Below are 18,318 nucleotides of genomic sequence, written 5' to 3'. Positions count from 1 at the left end.
GATATTTGTTTATTCGTGGATGAACACAATTGAACAAGGTTCGTAGTATGTTACTTTGTTCACTTTCCGCTCATAATAAGATGCTATTATAGATGCAAATAAACTAGGAGGCCGATGAATGAACAATCAAGTTAAAGTTCTTGTCATAGAAGATGACCCTTACATAAGCGATTTAATTGGTTTGTATGCTGAAAAAAGCGGATATACAATAAGCATAGCGCACAATGGTTTAAAAGGCTTAGAAATGTTTTATGAAAGTCCTCCCGATCTTGTCATTCTTGACATTATGATGCCTGAGATGGACGGTTGGGAAGTTTGTAAGGAAATAAGGAGATTTGATAAGACTCCCGTTATCATGTTGACCGGGAAAGGCGAAAACTGCGATAAACTTAAAGGTTTCGACCTAGGAACGGATGATTACTTGGTGAAACCTTTTGATCCGAACGAATTGATGGCGAGGATAAAAGCTGTACTCCGGCGAGCCAATCCGATGTTAGAAGCGGATGAGATCATTGATCTTCCCAAGTTAAATATTAATCTTAAACAATACAAGGTGACCTGCGATGAACAAGAGATCTTGTTACCACCAAAGGAAATGAAATTGCTGTATTTTCTAACCCTGCATTCAAATCAAGTGTTCACACGTCAGCAATTGTTGGATCAAATATGGGGTTGGGATTTTGGGGGTGACCCCAAAACAGTCGATGTACATATTAAAAGGATTCGAGAAAAATTGGGCGATTCCAATCCTTTTTGGAGAGTGAAAACCATACGAGGGATTGGATATAAATTCGAGGTGGACAACCAATGATTCGAATAAAAAGTGTTTTTTGGAAGCTGTTTATCACGTATATCGTCATAATATTTGTATCGCATCTCGTTTTTGTTATAGCTTCCTATTTGTTGTTTCATAACAAAATGACTAACATGCATCTAAATTCAGAAGATCTTAACCAAATGAGGCACTTGTTCGTATTGGCCTTTATTATTTCTATTACCATTACAGGCTTATTTACCTACAACCTTTCTAAAAGAAATACCGCCCCACTTCGGGAAATGAATCGGGTTTCCCTCCATATCGCTAGAGGGAAATTTGATCAAAGAATCAACATCAAGACACGTGATGAGCTGGGAGAATTGGCGGAGACGTTAAATTATATGGCACAGGAGCTGGCTGGCTTAGATCAGATGAGAAAAGATTTTGTTTCCAACGTCTCACATGATTTACGCTCCCCCCTTACTTCTATTCATGGATTTATCGGAGCGTTTCTGGATGACACGATTCCGAGCGAACGAAAGCGCTATTATTATACGATCATGAAAGAACAAACCGAACGAATGATTAAATTGGTCAATGATCTTCTCGATATGGCCCGAATAGAAGCAGGGCAGCTCCAAATCCGATCCGTTATTTTCAATTTATCAGAGTTGGTTCGACAAGTTGCGGCTCGTATGGAACCTGAATTTATGAAAAAACAGGTCAATGTGGAGTTGATATCTAAAGAAGCAAAAGACATCCACGTATTTGCTGACCCGGATCGAATTGATCAAGTGATTGTCAATTTGATTCAAAATGCCGTGCAATTTTCCTCATCGGGTAGTACTGTCGAAGTGATATTGAAAGAGGAAGAACAAGCGGTGGTTTCTATTCGAGATTATGGACCGGGAATCAGACAAGAGGACATTAAATCTATTTGGGAACGATTTTATAAAGCAGATAGAGCACGAACCAAAAAGACGGGTACAGGACTCGGTTTGTCTATTGTTAAACACATTTTAGATCTTCATCAAACCGACATTCAAGTGGAAAGTGAGGTAGGAAGAGGTACAACTTTCACTTTCACGCTCCCTATAGCTCTGAACAAATCTAAAAAAACCTGAAGAAAAGTGAAGTGAATTTTGCGTTCACCTTCTGTTCATTAAACATTGCTATACTTGATTTAGCATTAAGAAAATATGAAATCAATACAAAGAGGAGGATATTTCATTGAAAAAATTATCATCACGAAGCACTACAGAGGAGGACACGCACAAACCTGACAACGGATCGACTAACAACACACCCCGCTGGGTGAAAGTGTTCGGGATCATTGCCATCGTTCTGGTGCTGTTTCTTGTCATTCTGCACCTCACCGGACGTGGCTTTGGTGACCACGGTGGCCACACACCGCCCTCCAGCGTTATAGAACAAGGAGTGAAGCAGCCATGACCATAACGCCTCGCTTCCGCAAATTCGCACTCACCGCCCATATCACTTCCTCGGTCGGCTGGCTCGGCGCGGTCGCTGGCTTCCTAGCACTCGCCGTTACAGGTCTGACCAGCCAGGATACTCAGACGGTGCGAGGTGCCTATCTCGCGATGGAGGTGATTACCCAATTCGTCATCGTCCCGTTGTGCCTCACTTCGCTACTAACCGGGCTTGTCCAAGCTCTGGGCACCAAGTGGGGCCTATTCCGTCACTATTGGATCCTGATTAAATTCCTGATAACCATCATTTCTACCATCGTCCTATTTGTACATTTGCAGCCAATTAACTACTTAGCAGGCGTAGCAGCAGAGACGACTTTGTCTAGTAGCGATCTCCAGATGCAGATCCAACTCATAGTCGCCCCCGGCGCCGCCTTGCTGGCGTTACTCGTAGCCACGACGCTTGCGGTGTACAAGCCCCGAGGAATGACCCCGTACGGACAACGTAAGCAGCACGAGAAGCGTGCGGAGTCGCAACAGTAGATGCAGCGACTCCAGCTCTACCTCGACCGGGCAAACTCTGACCTTACCTTGCAGAGGTGACGACGTTAGAGAAGCGCAATCAAAAAAAGTAGTTTTGTTATTGGTAATCATACTAATGCTACGCTGACTTTGGCTGGCGAGGTTTTTTTGTTTAACTCTCCAATGTTTCTATCGCCACGATAAAAAAACATCTACACCTGATTATTGACTGCTGGTTTAAAGTCCTGATCATTAATTGGTGAATCAATAAAATCATTATCATTAATGACATTAAAAACGTTGGTGGTTATTGAATATCCGATCCATTCTCCGCTGCCAAAATTATTTTTGCTGTGTGAATCCCAACTACTTTGCGCATTCTCTCCTATTCCAATCGAGGCATTTCTATGTTGAGAGTTAACATTAATCATGTTAAATACTATCGAACTCGGCATATTTCACACTCCTTTCGTAGAATGCTTGAATTTGTATCGTTGAAACCTGTATCTTAGCCTATTCACTTGAAACAGGAATGTGCTGAATGTTAAAAAACTACATCAACTCATTTACTTTGCAATTGACATGAAATTAACTATAAAAGAAAGAAGCTAGAGCAAAATATCATCTCTCTTAGCTTCTTTCTTTGTTTACTATAATCTTTATAGTTCGTTAATCTTTATAGTTCGCACTTGCTTTTCTTACAAGTTAGATTCCCACCATTTCAGGTAGGAGTAAGGATCGATTGTGTACCATGAAGGGGCATCTGTTTTGTAGATTCCAAAGTGCAAATGCGAAACGAACTGCCCTTCCGTACCTTCGGGGCCATATCCTGTATTCCCGACGAAGCCAATCACTTGCCCTTTCTTGATCTTACTGCCTTTACCGATTCCTTCCGCATATTTACTTAAATGTGCGTAATAAAAAACAGTAGTATCATCCACACGAACCGTTATACGCCATCCTCCAAACTGATTCCACCCGAAATTAATGATCTCGCCATCCATAGCACTGTAAATCGGAGTACCTTTATCCGCTATGATATCAACGCCTTCGTGCTTACGATTGTTTTCACCAGAAGGGGTCCAGGTCCGATTATCGCTGTAATTGTTTAACACTGGGGTCTTATAGTTACCCTTAACTACAGGAAACAGTCCATCAACAAACTTGTCAGGTTTAGCAGCATTTGTTGTATTAGAATTTAAATTATCCGGAATGAAGACCTTCAATCCGCTCCAGATATTATTAAAATTCTTAATCTGAGGATTAGCCTTTTTTAAGACCTCCAGATCGACATTAAACTTTTGGCTTATGCTCCACATTGAATCAACACTTTGTACAGTATAGATAGTTTGAGAGCCTGAGACTTTGAGGATTTGATCAGGATAAATCATATACGAATTCAACTGATTCATCTTCATCAAGTCTACAACACTGACATTATTTTTGACTGCTATTTTCCCTAAAGTATCCCCGGATTGAACCGTGTATGTTGCTCCTAGTGCTGTTCCTGCAAATAATAGAAAACTCGTGGTTAGACCTGCTACTTTTGCTACCAATTTCAATTTCAACCAACTCCTCTATGATGGGTATATAATCATAATAAAGGATTGGAGTACTTATTAGTGGCGTTAAATATTGGCATATTGGCATTTCCGCAGATCATGTTTAGGGTAAATTGACTTGATAGCGATATTTCCATAACCCCAAAAAATAAGCAATCCCTATGGAAATCATACTTAACCAAAATGTGAAATAACCAATTTGCATCATATAAAGGTTCAACACATCGTAACGAGGCATCATTTTAAACAAATAGTCTATAACGTCATTATGAAGTGTCCAAACAGCCGCGACTAATAAATGCCACACCTTGAAACGGTAGTAAGGAGCGTACAGCATCCCTTGCATTGCCATAGCACCATGAGATGCCATTAACATATAACCTTGCCAAGATAGGTCACCAGTAACTATAAGAACTAGGAGATTCATAGCCACGGCCCAGATGCCGTATTTAAATAATGTAACAATTGCTAAAGACTCCATTAATGGCCATCTCTTCTTCAATAGAAAAGCAATCAGCACAAATACAAAAAATAAACTAGCAGTTGGACTATCGGGTACAAATATCAAATATTGTACAGGAGTCTCTTTAAGCTGCCACCCGTACCATATGTATCCATACAACGTTCCAAAAATATTGATTATCAGTAATAACCCTACTACCCAGGGTTGACCTAAAAATTGAACAAATTTCATGTTTATAACCTCTGTATTCAAGATATAAATTTTGTTAGTTTACTTCACAGAAAACCGCATAATAAATAATGAAACCATGATAAGCCCAGTTAGAAAATACATCACTATTAACAATTCTGTATCAGTTCCACCTCCCATGCCATGTATCATCGCGAAAATAAACATAGGGTATGAAATAAAATGAATTAACTTCCATAGTTTTCGATTGATAAATTGTCTGAAATCGCTAGAGAGCAACACGATAAGTAGCCCATATAACACCACTGTACCTAGGCCATTCCCGTACGACCACGTTTTTGCCGTAAAAGGTATGAGTATCTCAGAGATACTAAACGGTGAAAATGTATCAATGATTAGAAATAGAGCGTGTAAGATCGCAGCAACAAAAGAACTCCAAACGAATAAATGATGAAATCGATACAACTGTATTTTAAATGTCTTTGGTATTTTTGGCATACTGTATAAAACTCCAGCACACATACCAAAAAACAGTAGCATATAGGAGCTAACTCCAAGGACACGAATGATTAGCCAAGTTGGTATTTGAAGCAAGATCTGAGCCATTCAAAACTATTCTCCTCCATAAGGGAATTTCCATCTGAACCACCAAAGGGAATCCTGCATCTTACTTCAACAAACACGGATTTCCTATGAAATGTTTGTCTCCTGCACTCGTATAGCATATAGACTGAACATCTGGATACTGATTCATCAACCATTCAGTGCCCTCCTCACTACCAAGAATGCAAACAACCTTCGCAGCGATTTCACAGTCAGTCGTATTAGATCCAATTACTGTGCATTGTATAATGTCACTTTGGCTAGGAAGCATTGTCCGAGGATCAATCAAATGATGCATTTGACCTGTCGAAGTTTTCCACTGTCTGCCTAATACACTTGAAGTTGCAATAGCACCTCTGTAAAGAGAAAGTCTCTCTGTGCCCTGTTTCGGATTCAAAGGATTTCTAATTTCGATCGTCCATGGTTCTAGGTCTGAACTATCACTCCATACGAAAAGATCTCCACCCGCATTAATCATTCCACGGTTTATATGCCATTCGTTTTTAAGCCAAACTGATATCCGATCTACAGACCAACCTTTTACAATCCCCCCCAAATCTAATTTATGGTCAGGCCCTAGTCTAACAGTTTTCATGCTTGAATCGATGTAAATATCTTCTGATTCTGGCATCGAAGGAGTCTTGGTGAGTTGACAACCATGTTTAATCAACTCATATGATTGGCTGTAGCCGGCACTCTCAAGTGCTTGTAAAATCAATGGATTAAAGATTCCATTTGTTTTCTTCTTGTAGTATTCCGCAAGTTCAATAACTTCCAACATTGCTGCTGATACGAGAACCGCTTTACCTTTCGATCCATTCAGTGTAGTCAGTTCACTATCTGGCAAAAATCGGCTGAACTTACGGTCTACATGAACAAACCAATCCTGTACCTCTGGAATGAGATTAGAAAACTGGTGCTCAGAACAATAAATGCATGCCTTGATACCCGTATTTAGTGCACGAAATTCAGATAACCAGTAATGACCATTGCTCATGACCAACTTGATTCACTTCCCGGTTTACCATTCATGCTCATAGAGTGTGATCCTCTATTTCTATCACTTTGAGAAGAAGAGTGTTCTTTGGTTCGAATTCGATTCGTTTGCCATTCATAATACACTTCGTCCTTAGACGAGCTTAGTTGTTTAGAATTAGCTTTGTTTATCAGTGCATTTTGATGGGCCTCTTCGAATGTTTGATCATTCTTGACGGCATTAAAAACCAACGCGACCGTAATTGTGCACCCAGCGCCAATTCCCCATTTCATCCATTTCGATTGCTTCTTCATGCAAAAAACACCTCAACTCTCATTCAACTTTAACAGACTTCTTCAGCCAATAACGATAGATGCTGTATACAATCAAGAGGAATATTCCGTACAATCCAATGGTTACAATGAGTTGCGAGGGATCAGTAACGACCTGTTTACCAATCAGAGTAAATACAAGCATAACTGGAATTTTCCCTAATATAGTCGCCAGTAAAAATGAGCCGGATGACACTTGGCTGATGGCTGAAAAGATATTAACAATTTGTGCAGGGACAAACGGCAACATTCGTAGTGATAAGATCGATAAAAACGCATTTTTTTCGAACAAGCAAGTCAACTTTTCTATTCTTTTATATCGTGACAAATAGTTGCGTCCTGTGCTTTCAAAAACACCTCGTACAAGGTAGAACATAATGGCCGCGGCTAGCGTGGAAATCGATACATTTACAAGACTTCCTATAAATAGACCATATTTTGCACCAATAATCCCCCCAACCACTCCATAAGGAATTACCGGAATCAATGCCGCAAGTAAAGTTACAATGAGAAGAGAAATATGCCCGTATTGGATCCAATCCAACAGCTGCTGTTTAAATATGATTGTTGCTAACATAAGGAAAATATAAGTAAAGGCTGTTATCCACTTTTTCAATAGTAATCCTCCAAATTCCAATAGAACTTGCACGAAAACACTACTTATTGTAGTATATAATCACTTTCAGTATATCACAGGGGGGTTGTTCCGTGTATGGCTTTATTAAAAACAGCATAAAATTCGCTTCAGCTGGTGTATTATTTATTTGCCTGATCGGAATAAATGCGATACTTGTAGTATTACTCTATTCTAGAGTGATTAGTAAAGAATGGGAAAATCCGTCTCAAGACAAAGAACCCTTGATATCTTTAACAAATACACCATCAACTTCTTCTATTCCTTTTTCAGTAGAGAAAGAGATTCGTGGTGCTTCGGGTAATAAACCAGTAAAAGCTTCTGCGATGCTTGATGCCCCTTTAGTGCTGCAAAATCCTGAACTTCCATCCGGCTGTGAACTTACAGCACTTACGATGCTGCTACAATACTATGGCATTAAGAAAAACAAAATGGAGCTGCTGCCTGAAATGAAAACAGACCCCACACCCATTCAATGGGGCGAAAATGGTTCAATTCTCTATTGGGGAAATCCTAATTTAGGGTATGTAGGGGATATAACCGGTAAAAAGAAAGGATTTGGAATTTATAGTGCCGGACTATTTCCTTTACTAAACTCCTACATCCCTACTGCAGTTGATTTGACTCGAAGCCCCTTTGGGGTATTGGAATCTCAAATAGAACAAGGGTTCCCTGTTGTGGTATGGACAACCATTACTTATCAAGTACCAACTGAAAAACAATGGATCATTTGGGACTCCCCTCTTGGTCTCATTCAAACTACTTTTCAAGAGCATAGTGTTCTCCTCGTTGGTTATGATGAGGAACACGTCTATGTAAACGACCCACTGAGCGGAAAGAAAAATGTTCAAGTAGAAAAACAACAATTCATACAAACGTGGGAGGCCATGGATAAACAAGCATTGTCCTATAGAGCGAGCGTTCCTGCACAATAATCTCTTAGAAAGGACGAAGTTCTAGAGAAGCAAGTAACATCAAATGGACCGGGTAGAACGCTCTCCACATCCATCTAGGTGGATTGACTTTTAAATTGTGTAAGACATCCTTAGGAAACCACGTATACATGATCGTAGGTAAAATACCCCACATTCCTATTTGTATTGGCCATCCTTTAAATAACCCAAACAAAATAATAAGCACAGAGTGACTAATGATCAACTCTCTCCCCTTTGTGTATCGATAGATGCTTACTAAAATTAAAGCATAACTACCATAGCTAAAATGGAACCCCTCAAGTATCATACATGCGGCTATTAACCAAATCCCTTTTATGACGTTATTCTCCGTGCGCTCTACCTGAAGCAGGGTGAAAACAACAATAAAAAATGTCGCGATAACATTAATTTGATGATTACTGAACAAAAGAAAATAAGGTGCCTGTGATATAGCGGCCAATAATCCAAGGCGAATTAAGTAGCTTTTCTTATCCTTCGTATACATCATTGATTGTGAAATTCCAAAAGCATAAATAGGAAATGCTAGACGCCCAATTATTCTCCATATCGGTTCTTCCGAGAACCAGACTAGCCCAATATGATCGATTACCATTGATATCATTGCAATCCAATTCATTCGGTACACCCCCCTTTGGAAAGAAATACGATACATTTTTGAAAATCAAATAAGCTGGCACCGAGTGATTACTGACGCCAGCTACAACTTGGGGCTCTTTCTAATCAACACTAGAGGTGTAAACTAAAGTGCAATCATTTATCTTTCATCAACTTATCAATCGTGTTTTCCAAAAATGGTTCATCCATTTGTCCAATACGTACTTCTTGGATCGCTCCATTCCGGATAAAAAATGTCGTTGGGTATTGGGTGACTTTATACAAATCCCGAACTCTCAATTTAGGATCAAGAAGAATTGGAAACGTTAGTTTATATTGATCGACAAAATTCTGTGCCGTAACGTTTGCTTCTCCTAAATTCACTCCAAGTACAATAAGCCCATTTCCTTTCCACTTATCATACTGCTTTTGAATCGCTGGCATTTCCGCTCTGCAAGGAGGACAAAAGGTTCCCCAAAAATTTAAAACTACCGTTTTATTATTATAATCCGATAAATTATGGACTTTACCATCTAAACCAAGCAAGGAGAACTCTGGGGCGGCTGTCCCTGCAATTACAGCCTTATCACGATTAAGGACCCCTTGAACGATTGTTAAAAGCAGCAAGATGAATACAACAAGGAATATCGATATTTGAATCCACCGTCTATTTTTCGCCATTATTTTCTCTCCAATTAATGTTCTGTCAAACTCGTGGCCTCTTTCTGCCTTTTTTCCTTCATAGTGAAGTAGCCTATAAGTAAAATACTTACTGCAACAATACCAAAGCTCGTCCATTGTGCTGCAGTCCAACCTAATGCATATCTAGGTGTATCTCCGCGCAAGTACTCTAGCATAAAGCGTCCTAAAGCATAAAGAATATTATAGATTAAAAACAAAAAACCTTTTGGCCACTGCTTATTTTTAAGTATAATTAAGAGTGCAAAAATGACGAGATCCCATTGCCCTTCCCAAATTTCAGCAGGCCATAAAGGTTGCGAACCATACGTTTCATACGCAATTGTACCGGGTGGATAAACAAGCCCAAAATTAGATCCTGTAGGTGAGCCAAATGCATCTCCATTTAAGAAACATGCGATTCTTCCTACCGATTGGCTTAACACAATTGCCGGGGCTGTAATATCAGCAAACTCCCAAAAGGATATTCGCTGGACTCGTGCATAAATAGCCCCCGCGATAAAACCGCCGACCAGCCCTCCTTGAATCGAGAGTCCTCCCTGCCAAATTGCAATTGCTTCCAACCAATGCTTAGAGTAGTACCCAAACTGGAAAAAGAATACTTCCCATAGCCTAGCGCCAACTATTGCTCCAAGAATGATATACGTAATCATATTCAGAACATGATTTTGATATTTAGTACCCCGAGCTAGGAAATACGCAACTCCCAATCCCAACAAAATAGCAATACCAACAATTAGGCCATATGACCGTATAGGAAAATCCCCTATATTAAATAAAATGACTCTCATATATTTACCGCCTTTCTTACTATTTAGTTGTTAGAGATTAGACTCTTGAACTTATCTTCTAGAGAATTTTTGTCTGTTATTCCTACCAGTTCATCTACAATAATTCCTTTTCGATTAACAAAGAAGGTTGTAGGAATCGGATGAACCTGATATAAGGATGCTGTGTTTGGGCTATCATCTATGAGCACTGGAAAGTGATACCCATATTTTTCCGCGAAAGCTCTGGCATCTTCCTCCGTATCATCAAAGGTTAGATTTACAGCATAGATTTCGAGATTCTTTTTATATTTATCGTATAACTCTGCAAGTTCAGGGGCTTCAGTCTGACAAGGACCACACCATGATGCCCAGAAATTGATGATAACCGGTTTGCCTTCCATATTCTTTAAGGAATACGTATTACCGTCTAATGCTTTGAGATTAAAATCTGGCGCTTTATAGCCTATCTTTGGCATAACCTCTTCTACCTTGTTCGGCATCGAAGCAGTTTTAGACTTTATTGAATTTTGATACAGTGCATAAGCAGTTAAGCCAACCAAAATAACAATTATGATGTATTGCTTCTTCAAACCTTTAACCTCCTAAATAGCTACAGCGTCCAATAAGTGATTGTGTCGCTTATGCCTAAAACAATAAACAAGAACGCCGCAAGTCGTTGAGCCCAAACTCCGAATCGTCGTGCGCGGCTCACCATCATACGATCTAAGCCAAACCCTACCGTCAAAGCAGCAAATAAAAGCAATGGCATTGCTGTTCCTACTGCAAATAAAGGTGGTAGCATTAACCCGTAAGCAGATTTGAGTGCAAGCGGCATGACCCCTCCAAAAAAGAGAGAGAACATAGTTGGACAAAACCCAATAGAAAACGCAACTCCCATGAGTAATGCTCCGCCCTTTCCTCCTATTCGTTTTGAAATAGAATGTACTGATGCTGACAGTCCAAAGCCTAAACCAGGCCATTTGAGCAAACCAATCAGGACAAGACCCATTATGATAAGAAGAGGCCCCAACAACTTCCTAGAATAAACAAAGAAAGGTATTGCTTCAGTTGAAATACTTCTTCCGAATACCCAAAATAGAATTCCGAACACTGAGAATACAACCATTTTTCCTACTAAGTAAAGTAACAACTCAGACCATGACATATTCGCTTGCATTTGCCTTCTTCCAAAGTGTGTAATAGCCCCAATATTAGCTGATATTTGACATGGAGCCACTGATCCGATAAATCCCAAGAAGAGCACAGATACAAGGGCAATGTTCGTAGAATACACAACATTCCCGAATGGTTCGCTTAGCCAGGAACTAATTTGACTAAAAAATGAATACAAAATTGATCACTCCTAATAAACCACATACACTAACACACTACATATTGTAGTATATTAGGACGTAAAAGTGAAGCTAAAGCAAAAAAATTCCCGTTGTCAAGAACTTATCACTCATTAATTTCTCATGAAATTCTAAGAATGTTTAATTATTCTATGCTGGTATTGACTTCGTCCCCCTCTTAACAATTATTAGGAGATTTTATTTGTGATATGGTGTTATCAGGCTAACACCTAACCATTACATCATGATCAACAAGGAGGACGTTATGAACAACACAAAGAAAAATCGTATCGGTAAAACATTAGTGGGAATCAGTCTAGCCCTCTCGGTTACTTTTTCCGCAAGTATGTTAGTAACGCCTCAATCAGCCCAAGCAGCTACTATATCCAGCACTTCTGTTGCAAACAATGTTATTACCACAGGAAAACAATTTCTAGGGGTTCCTTATCAATTTGGAGCCAAAACGGGAAGAACGGATGTTTTTGATTGTTCCTCGTTTACTCAATATGTTTTTAAACAGAATGGAATTAATATTCCTCGTTCTTCAAGACAACAAGCCAATATTGGTACCTTTGTACCCAAAAATCAGCTACAACCGGGGGATTTAGTTTTCTCTGATACGAACCGTGACGGTGTTATTAATCACGTAGGTATTTATATGGGCAACGGAAAAGTACTCCATACCTATAAAGTCGGAATTGGAGTAACTATCTCCAATTTTGTAGGCAGTACTTGGGACAGAACTTTCGTTACAGCACGCCGCGTCATCAAGAAATAACCATTCATCGTTGCACTACTAGTAGTATTCATTCATATTAACAAATGGCTCCCCATAAATCATTTCGATGATTAAGAGAAGCCATTTGTTTAATTGGGTCAACCAGAGTTTGCAATCTCGCCTTTCCGTTTTTGTTTTTAGGCCCTCCTACTTTATCTTAATTGGCTACCCTCTTTGCTATTATGAATTTCTTACTCCAATAACCTTTGTTTACGGTTGTTATGTGTACCCCTTGCTTGTCGGAAAAAGTATTTATCATTTGACCATTACCAATATAAATACCAACGTGTCCAACTGTTCTATTCGATTTAAACCTGCCAGGCACATAGAAAAACAACAAATCTCCTGTACGTAACGAATTACGACTTACTGTTGTACCTTGTTGAGCTTGAGCGCGAGCTGTACGATTCAAATTAACACCAAACTTTCCGAATACATACTGCGTATAAGAGGAACAGTCAAACACTTTCGTTTGCGGATAGGGTCCAGCACCAAATACATACCGTACTCCCATGTACTTTCTTGCTTCTGAAATTAGCGCGCTAATATTAATATTTTTCATCGCCGCTACTGTTAAAACATCATTAGCGCCGCTGATATTCGATCCAAGTGTTGGAGCTGTTTCTCTAAATGGATCGTTAGGATCATCTTCAAAAAAGTTAACCGCTCCTTGAGAATTTACTTGATCGTCGTCATCTAGACCTTCCATACCTAATGCCAAATTAGTTCCATGGAGAATTAGAGTATTATCTTCAAGTTTTGAATGCATATCTTCGCTGAACATACTCATTACATCTGCGACCGGAGCATACATGTTACCTTGCACTTCAATAGGAGGACTAGATAATTTTACTGGATTCTCTTCTTTTTCAGCTTGTATTGAATTTATTGTAAGTTTGTAAACAACATCGATTTCGCCAATCGAAAGTGTTTTAGTTTCAGTATTCCAAGAAGATTGAAACCCTAATGTTTTAATAAATTCTTGCATCGGAATATATTTTATTCCGTTTTGCTGAAGCAAGCTGATTCGAGCATCATCTTTATCAAACCCTAATGACCGTATAGGACTGTTTGGTGCCTTAGATTGATCGATTCCTTGCAATTTATTACTGTTGCCGCATGCTTGTGTAAATAGCAAAGCGGTAACAAGTGTAGTCAAAGTGAAATAGCGCATAATTTTCAGCATATTCTCTCTCCTTAGTTTCTTTAGAATCATTTTGTAGGATGAGAAAATTGTGAAAAATATATGCACTCTTTTTATATAATAATGTCTTAGGTTCAAATGCATAACTTATGTGATAACCGCTAATCTGCTTGGACAATACAAGTTTATATGGCAAATATTCCATCCAATCCCCTCTATTCCCTGTGATACCATTTTCTTATGTAAGGTCACTAAGAATTTATTGAGGAGGATAAAATAATGAAAAAAGCAATTTCATTAACAGCACTAGTCGTGACAATTGCATCTGCAAGTATAGTCCCCTTGCAAGGACAGGTATCTGCTGCAGAGGCAACACAACTAACTAGCTCAGCTAGACAAAACATAATTAATTCGGGGATGAAATACCTTGGAACTCCTTATTAGTTCGGGTCATCCCGCTCAAATACCAGCACCTTTGATTGCTTCGATTTTGTTAGACAAGCTTACTTGGAAGGAACTGGCATTTGTCTGCCTTCAAATTCCAGAAGCCAAGCAGACTATATAAAAGCTAACGGCAGAGTGACAACGGATTGGCGGCAGCTAAAACCTGGAGATGTTGATGTTCTTCATGTCATATAAAGGGACCAATAAGTCTAATTATGCTAATAAATAAAGTCAGACCATTACCCCATAATGGAATTTACTTGGGTAATGGTAAAGTTCTCCAAACCTACTCAAAGGAGTCCGGCGGGGTAAGAATTGATTCTATTGAAGGTAGACACTGGGAGTATCGTTTTCTCTTCGGTGGTAGTACTTTAAAGAAATAATTTAACAATCGGTACTGTTCCAGACATACAAATAGCAGCTAGAGTTATTAGCTGCTTTTTCCTACTTTATTAAGTAATCTCTCCCGAGCTGCGACTGGATCGAGACAAACCGCTATACACAATGCTTCAAACCATTACTTTCGACAAAAATCAGTGCCTCATGTTTATTTCGAAAAAACTCCCCCTGCTTCTTTGAACACATTTTCAAATCTGACTTTGTAAGCAACAGCACCTCAAGTATTAGGCTCGTGTACCCTTGATTTATCATCTTAATCATTCCTCTCGTTCTAGGATGTGTTAAATGAAAATGGATAAAAGATAACAAACCTGCGCAGGATGTCTTTATATAAAGTAAAATAACTACAGATCGTAGTTTTTTACTTTAATGAAAAAGTGGGCTATGAACACCCACCGAGAACCGTACCCAACATAATCATTAGTAACAGAAAAGAAAGCATCACAGATTTTAAATATATGACAGGAACTCTTATCTTTTTTTCAGGTTCTATAACTTGCATAATCCGATAATTGATCGCAACATCACTAAAGCTAACACCGAATTGAAGGCGTTGAATTTGTGAAATTTGCGTAAGCCTCAGAAGAACTTTACCTAATGTATAACTAGACCTCATTTCATTAACAGCATAATCATCAGCCATAAGTTCTATCCAGGTTTTATAATAATTAACTAAGCTTTTTATTACTGGAACGTAATGCATGCCCGCTGATATCAAAGAGGTAATGAATACTTTAAGTGGATCGAAGTTCATACAATGAAATCTCTCATGCAAAAGTATGGCCTTTACTTCTTCTTCTTCTTCAAAAATTTCCAGAACTTTAGTTGAAATGACTATCCGCGGGTTTATTAAGCCAATAGCCAGAGCTATAAAAGCATTATCTTTCACCACAAGGATTTCAGTATTCCAATTACGATATTTATCATTCAAATGTTTAGTTAATTTTTTATGTTTTTTATTATCGAATATTCGGATCCACTTATACATCTGATAACTCTGTTTAACAAGCTTGAAAAGAATATTATAAGCGGTATATATGATTAAAAGATTAAAGAGAATTTTAACTCCTGAGTGACTCCATGTTGTTTCCTTGATTGCGGTTAAGCAATACTGAAACAAGTTCCATTGAAAATCAACCTTCCATATTTCATGAACCAAATATAATCCCATTTGCATGAGAATAAATATACCCATTACAACAATAGCTGTAAAAGCCAATTTGGATTTTATAATTGGTTTCATAACTATTCCCTTTTCTTCATCTCATTTAATTTTTGTTCTAACCGTCGAATCAAATCAGGGTCAGCGTCTTCTAGTGCATCTATCATGTGAGTAACAACAAGATCACCGAACTCATGAATAAGTCCATCCGTCACTGCTTTGGTTTGTTCAACCAAAAATTGTTCTTTGCTTTGCATCGGACCAAAATAAGCGATTCGGCCTCTCCCCTTCCCCGAGCCATCTTTCTTCAAGTGCCCCTTTTCATGAAGACGATTCATCACAGTCATTATAGCATTGAAAGAAATAGGTGTATCTTGATTGATCACTGAGTGAACGTCCTTAATACTTATTTCTTTTGATGACCATATAATTTCCATGATTCTTGCTTCTAATGGCCCGAAAAAACGGTTTAATCCTTCTTCTGATACGTTAAATTTTTTAATTTTCATTTCTCCAACACCTTTGCACTACGATTTGTAGTATAATATATACTGAATTGTCAACCTGCTGACTCCATAAAATCGATTAATAAAGTTTGCTCATGTTCATCTTATCATCCGATATAGCTCTCCGTAAACGATATTTTATGGATACCAAAAATGATATCGTTAGGAAAATTATTCATGTTCACTTAATTTATCTTCATGAGATCTTCACAAGTCTAAAGTATGATTAATACATGTTAAAAGCACGTAGAAATTAGGAGGGAATTAATCCATGCTTACAAGAAAAACGAAGTTACTAATCGGGGCTGCCTTTTTTACCTTAGTCCTTGCCGGTTGTCAGAATTCAACCTCAAGCATGAAAGGTATGGACCACTCCAAGATGAATATGAGTGAAAATACCAACACTACGAAAACCATGACATCTGCAAAAATTGAAACTCTCACCGGTAAAGAAATCAATTTGACTGCGAAGGCAAGTAATCTAGAAGTTGAACCTGGAAAGATCCTTCCCGTGTGGACTTACAATAACTCGGTGCCAGGACCACAAATTCGAGTGAAGCAAGGCGAAACCGTTAAAGTAAATCTTAAAAACGAATTATCCGTACCTGTCTCCATTCATTGGCACGGTGTGCCCGTTCCAAACGCGATGGATGGCATTCCAGGAATGACCCAAGATGCAGTTCAACCTGGAAAATCATTTACCTATGAGTTCAAAGCTGATGTTCCTGGCACCTATTGGTACCATTCTCATCAAGATAGTGTAAATCAGGTTGACCGAGGACTTTATGGCTCATTTATAGTTGAACCTAAAAACGATAAAGTTGATAAAGACTATACTCTCGTTTTAGATGAATGGATGAGCTCAGGTAATATGGGATCCATGGATATGGGCAATACTAAAAATGGGAACATGGACATGTCTAACATGGATCATAGCAAGATGAACATGGATTCAAAATCATCCAATGACAATAAATCCACGGATACAAAGGGCACAGCTAAACCGAAAGAACAATCATCTATGAACATGGCAATGGGTGACGACATGAGCATGTACGACCTATACACGATTAATGGTAAAACAGGTCAAGCTACCGATAAAATGCCTGTTAAAAAAGGCGATAAAGTTAGAATTCGCTTGATCAATGCTGGCTTTATTTCGCATAAAATGCATTTACATGGTCAAGAATTTAAAGTAACAGCAACGGATGGCCAGCCAATTAATAACCCTCAAACGTTAAAAGACACATTAATTTCAATTGCTCCAGGAGAGCGTTATGACATTGAATTTGAGGCCAATAATCCTGGCCAATGGTATTTAGAAGAGCATGGTAACGAGCCTCGAATTAATGGTATGAAAACAGTCATTCAGTATGAAGGCGAGAACTCCATGACTGATAAGTCTGATGATTCCGCTACATTACCAATTTTCAATTTAGCAAACTACGGTACACCTACGAAATCTGCCTTTACATTAGACCAAAAATTCGATATTGAAAAGACAATGGTTCTAAATACAGAACAAAAAGATGGTAATACTGTCTATACAATTAACGGACAGACATATCCTAACATTCCGCCTATAACAGTAAAGAAAGACGACACCGTTAAAGTCACTTTCGTTAACCAATCCAAAACTGAAGATCACCCGATGCACCTTCACGGTCACTTCTTTCAGGTTCTAAGTAAGAACGGTCAACCTATCCAAGGATCTCCGATTATTAAAGATACGCTGAATGTTAAACCTGGTGAAACCTATGTAGTTGCGTTTAAAGCTGACAATCCTGGTGATTGGATGTTCCATTGCCATGATCTGCACCACGCTTCGATGGGAATGGTAACGGATTTGCAATACTCAGATTATAAAAGCAACTATAAACCGGACCCAAAAGCCGGTAATAAACCTGAATAACAGAATCATCTACGAGAATTCATCGCCTTTCGAGGCATGAATTCTTTTTCTTTTGAGGTCAAATTTCAATTACTAAATACTCATCCTTGTTACCAATAATCCCTACATATTTCCAACCTGTATGACCTTGGTTA

General features: G+C 38.7%; 23 protein-coding genes. 9 read left to right on the top strand and 14 right to left on the bottom strand.

From position 1 onward, the window contains the following. Positions 1-118 precede the first annotated feature (118 nt). The 4 genes from PCH02S_RS17590 to PCH02S_RS17575 all read left to right on the top strand — a co-directional run bounded on the left by PCH02S_RS17590 (position 119) and on the right by PCH02S_RS17575 (position 2,730). On the top strand, positions 119-811 hold the full coding sequence (locus PCH02S_RS17590; protein ID WP_127455245.1) for a response regulator transcription factor: 693 nt from the start codon (positions 119-121) through the stop codon (positions 809-811). Between the two features lie 164 nt (positions 812-975). Continuing rightward, positions 976-1,881 (top strand): sensor histidine kinase, encoded by a 906-nt coding sequence (locus PCH02S_RS17585; RefSeq protein ID WP_164819604.1) that lies wholly within the window; start codon positions 976-978, stop codon positions 1,879-1,881. A gap of 106 nt (positions 1,882-1,987) precedes the next feature. Further along, entirely contained in the window at positions 1,988-2,209 is a 222-nt protein-coding gene (locus PCH02S_RS17580) for a hypothetical protein (protein ID WP_127455243.1), read from the top strand. Further along, complete coding sequence (locus tag PCH02S_RS17575; RefSeq protein ID WP_174806791.1) at positions 2,206-2,730, top strand: hypothetical protein; 525 nt, start codon at positions 2,206-2,208, stop codon at positions 2,728-2,730. The genes PCH02S_RS17580 and PCH02S_RS17575 overlap by 4 nt, the downstream gene beginning before the upstream one ends. Positions 2,731-2,921: 191 nt before the next feature. Here PCH02S_RS17575 and PCH02S_RS17570 read toward each other — a convergent pair whose 3' ends face one another. The 6 genes from PCH02S_RS17570 to PCH02S_RS17545 form a co-directional block, all read right to left on the bottom strand. Then, positions 2,922-3,164, bottom strand: coding sequence for a spore germination protein (locus PCH02S_RS17570; RefSeq protein WP_127455242.1), 243 nt, complete (start codon positions 3,162-3,164; stop codon positions 2,922-2,924). Between the two features lie 243 nt (positions 3,165-3,407). Then, entirely contained in the window at positions 3,408-4,271 is an 864-nt protein-coding gene (locus tag PCH02S_RS17565) for a M23 family metallopeptidase (protein WP_164819603.1), read from the bottom strand. 103 nt (positions 4,272-4,374) lie between these two features. Continuing rightward, on the bottom strand, positions 4,375-4,965 hold the full coding sequence (gene lhaT / locus PCH02S_RS17560) for a lipoprotein heptaprenylglyceryl N-acetyltransferase LhaT (protein WP_127455240.1): 591 nt from the start codon (positions 4,963-4,965) through the stop codon (positions 4,375-4,377). Positions 4,966-5,590: 625 nt separating this feature from the next. Beyond that, on the bottom strand, positions 5,591-6,523 hold the full coding sequence (locus PCH02S_RS17555; protein WP_246069134.1) for an FAD:protein FMN transferase: 933 nt from the start codon (positions 6,521-6,523) through the stop codon (positions 5,591-5,593). Continuing rightward, entirely contained in the window at positions 6,520-6,816 is a 297-nt protein-coding gene (locus tag PCH02S_RS17550) for a hypothetical protein (protein ID WP_127455238.1), read from the bottom strand. Before PCH02S_RS17550 ends, PCH02S_RS17555 begins: the two co-directional genes overlap by 4 nt. Before the next feature lie 19 nt (positions 6,817-6,835). Further along, on the bottom strand, positions 6,836-7,450 hold the full coding sequence (locus PCH02S_RS17545) for a TVP38/TMEM64 family protein (protein WP_127455237.1): 615 nt from the start codon (positions 7,448-7,450) through the stop codon (positions 6,836-6,838). 92 nt (positions 7,451-7,542) lie between these two features. Between PCH02S_RS17545 and PCH02S_RS17540 the strand changes: the two genes are divergently transcribed. Further along, complete coding sequence (locus PCH02S_RS17540) at positions 7,543-8,403, top strand: C39 family peptidase (RefSeq protein WP_246069131.1); 861 nt, start codon at positions 7,543-7,545, stop codon at positions 8,401-8,403. A gap of 4 nt (positions 8,404-8,407) precedes the next feature. On the opposite strand, the gene PCH02S_RS17535 is transcribed toward PCH02S_RS17540, so the two are convergent. The 5 genes from PCH02S_RS17535 to PCH02S_RS17515 form a co-directional block, all read right to left on the bottom strand. Beyond that, positions 8,408-9,040 (bottom strand): TraX family protein, encoded by a 633-nt coding sequence (locus PCH02S_RS17535; RefSeq protein ID WP_164819602.1) that lies wholly within the window; start codon positions 9,038-9,040, stop codon positions 8,408-8,410. 134 nt (positions 9,041-9,174) lie between these two features. Further along, positions 9,175-9,699, bottom strand: coding sequence for a redoxin domain-containing protein (locus tag PCH02S_RS17530; protein WP_127455235.1), 525 nt, complete (start codon positions 9,697-9,699; stop codon positions 9,175-9,177). Between the two features lie 14 nt (positions 9,700-9,713). Next, the gene (gene lgt, locus PCH02S_RS17525; RefSeq protein ID WP_127455234.1) at positions 9,714-10,508 is read right to left on the bottom strand and encodes a prolipoprotein diacylglyceryl transferase; all 795 of its coding nucleotides are present in this window, start codon (positions 10,506-10,508) and stop codon (positions 9,714-9,716) included. A gap of 23 nt (positions 10,509-10,531) precedes the next feature. After that, positions 10,532-11,077: a TlpA family protein disulfide reductase gene (locus PCH02S_RS17520; protein ID WP_127455233.1), complete on the bottom strand. Its 546-nt coding sequence runs from the start codon at positions 11,075-11,077 to the stop codon at positions 10,532-10,534. A gap of 20 nt (positions 11,078-11,097) precedes the next feature. Beyond that, a complete protein-coding gene (locus PCH02S_RS17515) occupies positions 11,098-11,751 on the bottom strand; it encodes an urease accessory protein UreH domain-containing protein (protein WP_268597390.1) in 654 nt (217 codons plus the stop codon). 353 nt (positions 11,752-12,104) lie between these two features. Between PCH02S_RS17515 and PCH02S_RS17510 the strand changes: the two genes are divergently transcribed. Next, entirely contained in the window at positions 12,105-12,617 is a 513-nt protein-coding gene (locus PCH02S_RS17510; RefSeq protein ID WP_127455231.1) for a C40 family peptidase, read from the top strand. A 157-nt stretch (positions 12,618-12,774) separates the two neighbouring features. Here PCH02S_RS17510 and PCH02S_RS17505 read toward each other — a convergent pair whose 3' ends face one another. Continuing rightward, entirely contained in the window at positions 12,775-13,803 is a 1,029-nt protein-coding gene (locus PCH02S_RS17505) for a C40 family peptidase (protein WP_164819601.1), read from the bottom strand. Between the two features lie 237 nt (positions 13,804-14,040). Between PCH02S_RS17505 and PCH02S_RS36860 the strand changes: the two genes are divergently transcribed. Beyond that, a complete protein-coding gene (locus tag PCH02S_RS36860) occupies positions 14,041-14,205 on the top strand; it encodes a hypothetical protein (protein WP_307719939.1) in 165 nt (54 codons plus the stop codon). A 63-nt stretch (positions 14,206-14,268) separates the two neighbouring features. Beyond that, positions 14,269-14,400: a hypothetical protein gene (locus PCH02S_RS36855; RefSeq protein ID WP_307719938.1), complete on the top strand. Its 132-nt coding sequence runs from the start codon at positions 14,269-14,271 to the stop codon at positions 14,398-14,400. A gap of 586 nt (positions 14,401-14,986) precedes the next feature. Here PCH02S_RS36855 and PCH02S_RS17495 read toward each other — a convergent pair. Both PCH02S_RS17495 and PCH02S_RS17490 read right to left on the bottom strand, forming a co-directional pair. Next, positions 14,987-15,847: a M56 family metallopeptidase gene (locus tag PCH02S_RS17495; RefSeq protein ID WP_127455229.1), complete on the bottom strand. Its 861-nt coding sequence runs from the start codon at positions 15,845-15,847 to the stop codon at positions 14,987-14,989. A 2-nt stretch (positions 15,848-15,849) separates the two neighbouring features. After that, complete coding sequence (locus PCH02S_RS17490; protein WP_127455228.1) at positions 15,850-16,275, bottom strand: BlaI/MecI/CopY family transcriptional regulator; 426 nt, start codon at positions 16,273-16,275, stop codon at positions 15,850-15,852. A gap of 268 nt (positions 16,276-16,543) precedes the next feature. Between PCH02S_RS17490 and PCH02S_RS17485 the strand changes: the two genes are divergently transcribed. Further along, a complete protein-coding gene (locus PCH02S_RS17485; protein WP_127455227.1) occupies positions 16,544-18,184 on the top strand; it encodes a multicopper oxidase family protein in 1,641 nt (546 codons plus the stop codon). The last annotated feature ends 134 nt before the right edge of the window (positions 18,185-18,318 follow it).

Origin of the sequence: Paenibacillus chondroitinus NBRC 15376 (genome assembly GCF_004000765.1) — a bacterium.
GTDB lineage: Bacteria > Bacillota > Bacilli > Paenibacillales > NBRC-103111 > Paenibacillus_E > Paenibacillus_E chondroitinus.
Note: the sequence above shows the minus strand (reverse complement) of the source record. Positions and strands in the feature narration are given on the sequence as shown.